The sequence below is a fragment of the uncultured Fretibacterium sp. genome (assembly GCF_963544685.1).
Lineage (GTDB): Bacteria > Synergistota > Synergistia > Synergistales > Aminobacteriaceae > CAJPSE01.
The window spans coordinates 1-8,047 of record NZ_CAUUGJ010000104.1; the positions used below are offsets into that span (position 1 = coordinate 1).

Annotated in this window: 10 protein-coding genes; 1 reads left to right on the forward strand and 9 read right to left on the reverse strand. The window is 58.5% G+C overall.

Annotated features, from left to right (window positions below):
* The 9 genes from dctP to ABLA28_RS09295 form a co-directional block, all read right to left on the reverse strand.
* The gene (gene dctP / locus ABLA28_RS09255; protein WP_347713423.1) at window positions 1–759 is read right to left on the reverse strand and encodes a TRAP transporter substrate-binding protein DctP; all 759 of its coding nucleotides are present in this window, start codon (window positions 757–759) and stop codon (window positions 1–3) included.
* A 75-nt stretch (window positions 760–834) separates the two neighbouring features.
* The gene (locus ABLA28_RS09260; RefSeq protein WP_347713424.1) at window positions 835–2,103 is read right to left on the reverse strand and encodes a TRAP transporter large permease; all 1,269 of its coding nucleotides are present in this window, start codon (window positions 2,101–2,103) and stop codon (window positions 835–837) included.
* A gap of 1 nt (window position 2,104) precedes the next feature.
* Window positions 2,105–2,656, reverse strand: a complete 552-nt coding sequence (locus ABLA28_RS09265) for a TRAP transporter small permease (protein WP_299299124.1) — start codon at window positions 2,654–2,656, stop codon at window positions 2,105–2,107.
* Between the two features lie 64 nt (window positions 2,657–2,720).
* Window positions 2,721–3,686 carry an agmatinase gene (gene speB, locus ABLA28_RS09270; protein WP_347713425.1) on the reverse strand — a complete coding sequence of 322 codons (966 nt, stop codon included), beginning with the start codon at window positions 3,684–3,686 and terminating at the stop codon, window positions 2,721–2,723.
* 451 nt (window positions 3,687–4,137) lie between these two features.
* Window positions 4,138–4,500, reverse strand: a complete 363-nt coding sequence (gene sodX, locus ABLA28_RS09275; protein WP_299302580.1) for a nickel-type superoxide dismutase maturation protease — start codon at window positions 4,498–4,500, stop codon at window positions 4,138–4,140.
* Window positions 4,478–4,921 carry a superoxide dismutase, Ni gene (gene sodN, locus ABLA28_RS09280; RefSeq protein ID WP_299302583.1) on the reverse strand — a complete coding sequence of 148 codons (444 nt, stop codon included), beginning with the start codon at window positions 4,919–4,921 and terminating at the stop codon, window positions 4,478–4,480. Before sodN ends, sodX begins: the two co-directional genes overlap by 23 nt.
* Before the next feature lie 30 nt (window positions 4,922–4,951).
* A complete protein-coding gene (locus tag ABLA28_RS09285; protein WP_347713426.1) occupies window positions 4,952–5,377 on the reverse strand; it encodes a flavodoxin domain-containing protein in 426 nt (141 codons plus the stop codon).
* 266 nt (window positions 5,378–5,643) lie between these two features.
* The gene (locus tag ABLA28_RS09290; RefSeq protein WP_299302589.1) at window positions 5,644–6,402 is read right to left on the reverse strand and encodes a hypothetical protein; all 759 of its coding nucleotides are present in this window, start codon (window positions 6,400–6,402) and stop codon (window positions 5,644–5,646) included.
* A gap of 173 nt (window positions 6,403–6,575) precedes the next feature.
* Entirely contained in the window at window positions 6,576–7,763 is a 1,188-nt protein-coding gene (locus ABLA28_RS09295; RefSeq protein ID WP_347713427.1) for a MalY/PatB family protein, read from the reverse strand.
* A gap of 131 nt (window positions 7,764–7,894) precedes the next feature.
* On the opposite strand from ABLA28_RS09295, the gene ABLA28_RS09300 reads away from it, so the two are divergent.
* Window positions 7,895–8,023, forward strand: a complete 129-nt coding sequence (locus ABLA28_RS09300; RefSeq protein WP_347713428.1) for a hypothetical protein — start codon at window positions 7,895–7,897, stop codon at window positions 8,021–8,023.
* The last annotated feature ends 24 nt before the right edge of the window (window positions 8,024–8,047 follow it).

Below are 8,047 nucleotides of genomic sequence, written 5' to 3' on the forward strand. Positions count from 1 at the left end.
TCATCGCGGGTAAGCTACAGATTGACTTACCCACTTAAAATGGCGAGGAGCCATATTGTGCTTGGACGCAATCAGGCATTTCTGTACGTCCATGTATTTCATCTCCTGGATAACGTAGGGAGGGTTCTCCTGGCCATCGATGATGTGCAGCTGGAGGCCGCTGTAGACCTCGTTGAAGGATACGGCCGTGGGACTGGCTCCATAGGCCTTGTAGATCTCCAACAAGAGCTCCGAGGGCATCACGCGAAACTTGACGCCTTCAAAATCCTCCGGCTTGCGAAGCGGCTTGTTGGCCGTCCAGTACATGGCGCCCTCGCTAAAAAAGTTCAGGACCTTCAGCCCTTTGCTTTCATAGATGCCCCCCAGTTTTTCGTTGATCGCCTTGCTTGTGCGCAGAAATTCGGCATTTCTGTCGTCGTCCATCGAAAACAGAAAGTGAAGCAGAAAAATCTGGTTCTCGGGGATGATGGAACTGGACTGTCCGGGGGCGATCAGGCAGAACTCCACCGCGCCGTTCAGGGCAAGCTCGAACATCTCGGTGGGGGTCCCCAGGGTGCCGTGAGGGAAGACCTCCAGCTGGATGTCGCCGTTCGACTTCTCCTTCAAAAGGCGGGCAAACTCATGGGCATAGAGATCCACCGCACTATCGGCCAGCTCCTCACTGGCCAGCCGCCAATTGTACTTGGCGGCTGAGGCCGGAACGGCACCGCAGCTCAAGACCATGACGCACAACAGAAAAACGACCGCACACTTTCTCATTTCCTTTTCCTCCTTTTCCTGAAAAGCCGATGGACCCCTCAACATCCTACACACACAACATCCTACATTCAGCACTTACCGCGATAAATCGAGCAGAAACAGGGCTATCTTCGGACAATAGATCAATAAAACGGACACTGCGACCATAATGGCGACAAAAGGAAAGGTTCCGCGGATGGCATCCGCGTATTTTTGCCTGAAAATGGCCATGGCCGTAAAAATATTGCAGCCGAAGGGAGGCGTCGTAGACCCGATGGCGGCCTGCAGGGTAACGATGATGCCGCACAGGATATTATCCAATCCTGCGGCCGCAATCGCCGGTTTGAAGATGGGCGTCAGGATCATGATGACGACGATGGGGTCGACGAACATGCAGGCCAGGAAATACGTTATGGTCAGAACGAACATGATGCGGACGGACGAGGGAGCATCCCCAAGGAGCGCGGGCAGGATCATGTTGGGGATCCGTCCGAAGGAAATGGTCCAGGAAAAGGCCTGTCCCATGGCGACCAGGATGAAGACTATGGCGGTCACCGTACCCGTGCGCAGCGCGATCTTCGGGATATCCGAGAGCTTGATGGAACGATAGATGAAGTACTCCACCAGAAATGCGTAGAAAACGGACACCGCGGCAGCCTCCGTCGGGCTGAACATCCCGGAGTAGATGCCCCCGAAGATGATGACGGGGAAGGAGAAGCTGAGGATGGCCCGACGGAACGCCAGCCACTTCTCGGAACTCGAGGCCTCCGGTGCCGAGTGCTCCTTTCCCGATTTGAACCAACCGTAGATACAAAACAGGATGCAGATGAGGATTCCGGGGCCAACCCCCGCGATGAACAAATCCCCGATGGAGGCGCCTCCCACCACCCCATAGACGATCATATAGATGCTGGGGGGGATGAGCAGGGCAATGACGGCCGCATTGATGATCAATGCCGTTGAAAAGGAGGCATCGTACCCGGCCTTGAGGAGCAACGGACGCAAGGGGCCGCCGATGGCCACGACTGTGGCCTGGGTGGAACCGGAGACCGAGCCGAAGAGCGTACAGGCAATGGTCGTCGAGATCGGGATGCCCCCGCGCTTATGCCCCACCAGTTTGACGACGAATGTCAGCAGCCGCTCGGCCACCTGCCCCGAGGTCATGATGTCCGCAGCGAGGATGAACAGAGGGACGGCCGTCAGCGATACGGGCTGGACCCCGCCGACAATCTGCTGCACCAGCATGGCAGGATCGATAGGGAAAAACAGAAAGACGGTTAAAAATGCAGCAGTCCCCAGGGGCACCATCATGGGAAACCCCAGGATAAGCAGGCCGATCATTGTTCCCATCAAAACCCACAGCATATCAGAGCACTCCCTCGGAAAGCGTCCATCCGTCCTCCGCCCCGGATTCAGCTACGGACGGGGCGATGAAAATCCCCTTATGGGTCAGATTTTTCCAGAAGGTCGCAAGGTATTGAACCGCCGTCAGGAAAAAACCGATGGGAACCCAAAGCATGACGACGTAAACCGGAATCTGCAACCCCAGCGTGTATTTGTTCATCATATAGAGCCCTTTGACATACAGGATGCCGTACCACATCATAAGGCACAGGAAAACAGCTGTCCCCAAGGAGGTGAGCAGAACCAGAAACTTCCTGCCCCTGTACCCCATGATGTCCGATAAGGCGGTCATCCTGATATGGAGTCCCATCCGGGCTGCGTAGGCCGTTCCGACGAAGGTCACCAGTACCACGGAAAACTGACTGATCTCCTCCACCCAGGAAAAACTGACGTGAAAAATATTTCGGCTCAAGACATTGATAATGGAGACAACGGCCATTGTGATGGTTCCCCATGAGACGATGAATTTCTCCACCCTCTCGCAAAGGCCATTGACCCGTTCCAAATTTTTCATTTGCAGTCCCCCCTGACCATAAAATGTCCTCGACCGAGCGCTTATCGCCTCTCCCCCTCCAGCTTTACGCCCTTCTGCCCTCCTTTTTCTGAAGCGCCAGGACGGACAGGAACTCGAAGACAATGTTGCAGGCCGCTAAAGAGGTGATTTCTGCAACGTCATAGGGCGGCGCTACCTCGACGATATCGAACCCCACGAAGTTGACGTCCGTCAGGCCGCGAATAAAGCTGATGGCCTCGAAGGTGGAATACCCTCCAACCTCCGGAGTCCCCGTGGCTGGCGCATAGGCGGGATCGACAAAGTCGATGTCAAACGTAAGGAAGGCCTTGTTTTTGCCCACCCGTTTGTTGATCTCTTCCAAAACCGCGGGGATCCCCATCTCGCGTACCTTGTGGGTCGGAATCAATTTCAGCCCCAGGTCCGCGGCCAGCTTGAACTCCCCGGCGTCGTACAGCGATCCCCTCATGCCGATCTGGATGGATTTGTGGGGGTCGATCAGATTCTCCTCTATGGCACGACGAAAAGGCGTTCCGTGATTATACTTCTCGCCAAAAACCTCATCGTTGATATCTGCGTGGGAATCGAAATGAATGAGGCTGACTGGCCCATGCTTCTTCGCTACCGCCCTCAGCTCTCCCAGCGTGATGGAATGGTCCCCCCCCAGGGCAATCGGAAGGGCCCCCGCATCCAGTATCCTGGACGCGAACGCCTCGATGGCGGCATAGGTCGGGTGGATGTAACCGGGCACGATATTGACATCCCCCATGTCCGCCCCCTTCAGGTAATCGAGAATATTGACCTCATGCACCGGATTGTTCGTCTTCATCATGACGGAGATATTCCGGATGCCCTGCGGCCCGAAACGGGCCCCCGAACGATAGGAACACGCGGTATCGAAAGGAATGCCATAAATGGCAAAGTCCAGCCCATCCGGTTCCGAAACCCTCTCCATCCGCATAAAGTTGCCAACGTTGCAAAAACGGGGAGAAGCAAACGCTGTAGCCGGCTGTTTCAGTTCTCTTGCACTCATGACCCGCACACCTCCAGGAATTGGCGCTCCAAAAGACTCAAGCTTTACCATAAAGCTCAGCCCAAGACAAAATTATATTCTGATTAGGATAGAACTTCAATACAATAAATATATTGTAATATGGGTATTCACAAAGAAATTATTTATAAATAAATTATGTCGAAACACGCCCTGCGTCAGATTGCGAGCCTACGCATCCCCAGAGAAAAATGAAGTTTCATAAGCTTTATTGGGTATCAATTGCCTTATTTTATGGTTTTATAAAAATAAAACCTCTATTTGAGAGCAAGAATGGAATTCAATTATGAATAACTTGGGGTTCATCAGCCTGACAGGTGATATCCTTGTACTTATTATCAATCCCGGACCGTTCCTCGGCCCCGAAAAAGCGGGCCGACGGCTTCCGCCGTCGGCCCGCTCGTTTTCCCGTCTCCCCCGCTGCGTAACGGGGCTATTCCCTTCCGGCCGGAGCCGGCGGCAGAGGGGAGCCGTCGGCCTTGTGCACCGCCCTCCCCAGGATGCTCCGAGGGGCGACCGGGCCGAAGCTACGGCTATCGCTGCTCTCCAGGGCATTGTCGCCACGAAGGAGGTAACGGCCGTCGTCGGCGACGCCGACTACGCGTTTGATCATCCACATATCCCTCATGAAGGGATGACGGGCCAGGACGACGTCCCCCACGGCTGGAGGCGCCTCCCTGCAGGCCGTCGTATCCACCACGACCCGCTCGCCGTCCCTTAGGGTGGGGTACATGCTGTGCCCCCGGACGACGACCGTCAGCCTCTCCGCCCCATCAGCCCGCCGTGTACCAGGCAACCTCCCGCCCCTTCGTGGACCAGAAGATGGAGTGCACCTCCTTGATGCACTCCATCAGCTCCTCGGCATGGCTCAGGTTCACCTCGACCTTGCAGGAGGAGCAGAGTTTCGCCGCCCTCCAGAACAGGTCGTGCAGCTGGGGGAACTTTTCCAGATGCGGCGCCTTGAAGTAGTCCGTCCAGAGGATGAGCAGCTCGGTCTTGGCGATCCGGGCCTGCTCCTCCTTGATGGCGTCATAGCGGCTGAAGGAGTTCAGGTACGCGGTGAAGGCCGCCTTGTCCGTGGGGTCGGGGCACTCCAGCGCAATCAGCTTCTTCGTCATGGAGAGCACGGCCTCGGCCGCTATCCGTGCCGACGCGGGGTCGTACACACCGCAGGGCCCATCGCAATGAGCCTCCGCAAACAGAATCTTCTCCTCCATCGTGATATCCTCCTTTATCCTCTCCGGCCGTCAGCCCAGCAGGGCCTCGGCCGCCTTTTTCATCGCGTCCTCCGCCTCACCGTCCGGGGCCTCGAGGCAGGTCACGGGCTCGGCGGCGATAACGGCCCCCCTGCCCTCCATATCCAGCTTCCAGGCATCCATAAACGCGCCCCCGCCCCAGCCGTAGGAGCCGAACAAAAAGACCTTCTTCCCCTTCAGTCCGTCCTCGAGCTCCTCGATCAGCGGAAGGATCTCCGTGTCGTTGACCTCCTCCGTGCCGGAAGCCGGGGAGCCGAACACCCAGACGTCCGCCGCGGAGAAGGCCGCCTTGTCCGCACCTGCGGCCTCCGAGAAATAAAGCGACCCGCCCTTCGCCTCGACCGCGCTCCTGAAGGCCTCCGCAAGGGCCTTCGTATTGCCGGTATTGCTGAAGTATACCAGTCCGATCGTGTTCATTGCTGTCTCCCTTCCTCTTGATGCCTTCAAAATGCAAGAAAAAAAATACAGTATGAGGATGGGTATATGTTAACATAGGCAAACTTTATATGCATCATTTTCGGACGACATTTTTCATCCAACGCCCTTCAAGCTCGAACGGTTTCGACTCAGAGAATCCTAAAGGCGGTGGACGGCCCCTTGTCCGGAGGCCGCCCACCGCCTTTCCATCCTTGCTTTTCAGGATGCCCCCGAGCGAAAGCGCCAAGCGCCCCCGGGGCCCCGCCTCAGTCGAGCTTCCGCAGATTCAGGACGTCGTCGGACCAGCCCCGCTCGCTCTCGCCCGTGTCGCCCCTGTAGAGCTCCGCGCTCTCGACGACCTGGTCACGCAGGGTGAAGGCCAGGGTCAGATCGTGATCGGGCAGCTCGTAGGAGAGGATGCTGATCTCCGGCTCCCCGCTCGGGGTCTCCCGGACCGTCGGGGTCCCCACCTTGCTTCTCAATGCGTCCTTGCTCATGCCCACTGCCTCGAAGCCCAGGAACGTCTTGCAGGCAGAAGCCGTATTGGCCTTGAAGTAGAGGTCCTCGGCCCTCTTCCCCTCGCCCGAGATCTGAAACACGGCCCCCTTCGAGGTCCAGGTGTCGACCGCGGCGTCCCTGGCCCGGACGCTCTCCTCCTGGGTCCAGCCCTTGGGCATCTTGTCGGCGATCTTCAGCCGGGCCGCGGCATAGCGCTTGTAGATGTTGGCCGCGGCCTTGCTCTTGGGGCCCATCCTCAGCCGAACACCCTCCTGATAGAGCCAGCCGGTCTTCCCGTCCACCTTCACCTTGTACCAGAGCATATCCTGCTTGTCTCGGATGGCGCTCGGGACCGCGACGCCCGAATCCGGAAGGCTGACCTCCCACGACTTCGCCTCCTTGTCCGGCTTGGCGTAGAGCGTGAGCGTCTCCTCCAGGGCGAAGGCCCTCTGCTCCGCCGCCTCGGCCCCCAGGGCCGTCGCCATCGCCAGCAGCAGGGCCGCTGCAACCGTCCACATTCTCCTCATCGTCGTTCCCCTCCTGATGAATAGATGTTGTCCTGAATCATACCCCCGAATCGTTATCCTGAAAATGCGTCGGGACAGGATCACAAGGGCATTCTATCCCGTAGGCTCGGAGGTTGGAAAGGACGGAATTTCCCACCCCTCGGTGCGGTTCCGGCCTTTTTCAGGAGCTGCGGCTACCTGCCGAAGGCCCTGACGATACGGTCCAACGCCTCCTTCAGGATGCTGCGGGGACAGGCCAGCACGAGGCGCTCGAACCCGTTTCCCTCGGGCCCGAAGACCCACCCCTCGTCGAGCCACACGTTCGCCTCGGTCAGCATCCGCTTCTGCAGGACATACGGGTCCGGCTCCAGGGCGCTGAAGTCCATCCAGGCCAGGAAGGTGCCCTCGAGCGGCATCACCCGGACCTGGGGAAGGCGCTCCTGGAGATCATTCACCAGAAAGTCGTAGTTTCCCTTGATGTAAACCAGAAGTTCGTCCAGCCACCTCTCCCCGTGCCTGTAGGCGGCCTCAAGCCCCGTTATGGCGAAGAGGTTGGGGCGGGGGATGCTGTTCCGGGCCAGGACGTTCTCGTAGAGGAGACGCATCCGGGGATCGGGCGTGATGAGAATCGTCGCCTGGAGTCCCGCGAGGTTGAAGGTCTTGCTGGGCGCGATGACCGTCATGGAGTTCTCCCGGCAGACGGCATCGACGTTCCCGAACGGGTGATGCTTATAGCCGGGCATCAGGATGTCGCAGTGCAGCTCGTCCGCGAACACCCGGACGCCGTTTTTGGCGCAGATGTCGCCGAGGCGCTCCAGGTCCTCCCGGCTCCAGACCCGCCCTGTGGGATTATGGGGGCTGCACAGGATGAAGAGGGTCGTGCGGGGGTCCCGCGCCTGGCGCTCGAAGTCCTCGAAGTCGATCTCGTAGCGCCCGCCGCGCAGGACCAGGGGGTTGTTGGCGATCTGGGCACCGTTGTTCAGCACCGTACGGAAGAAGGGGTAATAGACGGGCCGCTGGATAATGACCCGGTCCCCCGGCTGGCAGAAGGCCTGGACGGCCATGTGCGCCGCGGGGACCGCGCCGGGGGCAAACTGAATCCACTCCCTCTCGATCCTCCAGCCGTGGCGGCGGGCCTCCCAGTCGATGATCGCGTCGTAGCAGGAGTCGGGAATGAGCGTGTAGCCGAAGACTCCGTGCCGGGCCCTCTCGGTCAGCGCCTCCGTGATCTCCGGCGCCACCTCGAAATCCATATCCGCTATCCACAGCGGGAGCGGGGAGCCGACGGGATAATCCACCCCCTCGATCGTCCGGGGATCCGTGTCCCACTTGGAACAGTTCGTGCCGCGCCTTTCGATGACCCTGTCGAAGTCGTAAGCCATAAAAAAATTCTCCTCTCGGAAATGGAATGTTTTGCGCTGCGCTTTTTGATATGATATCGTATCGGCGTACTTTCGGACGCCGTAAATTTCGGGAGGGAACAAAGAATCGGAGACGGAAGGGGGACGCCGCCATGCGGAAAAAGAACAGGACCTCGACGCTTCGGCGCATTCTGACGAGCCTCGTCTGTGCCGCCGCGCTGGCCGCAGGAGGATTTTTCAGCATCCTGAGCGTCCGGGGCCTGTCTCTTATACACATCTGACGCTGCCGACGACTAGTCGAGTGT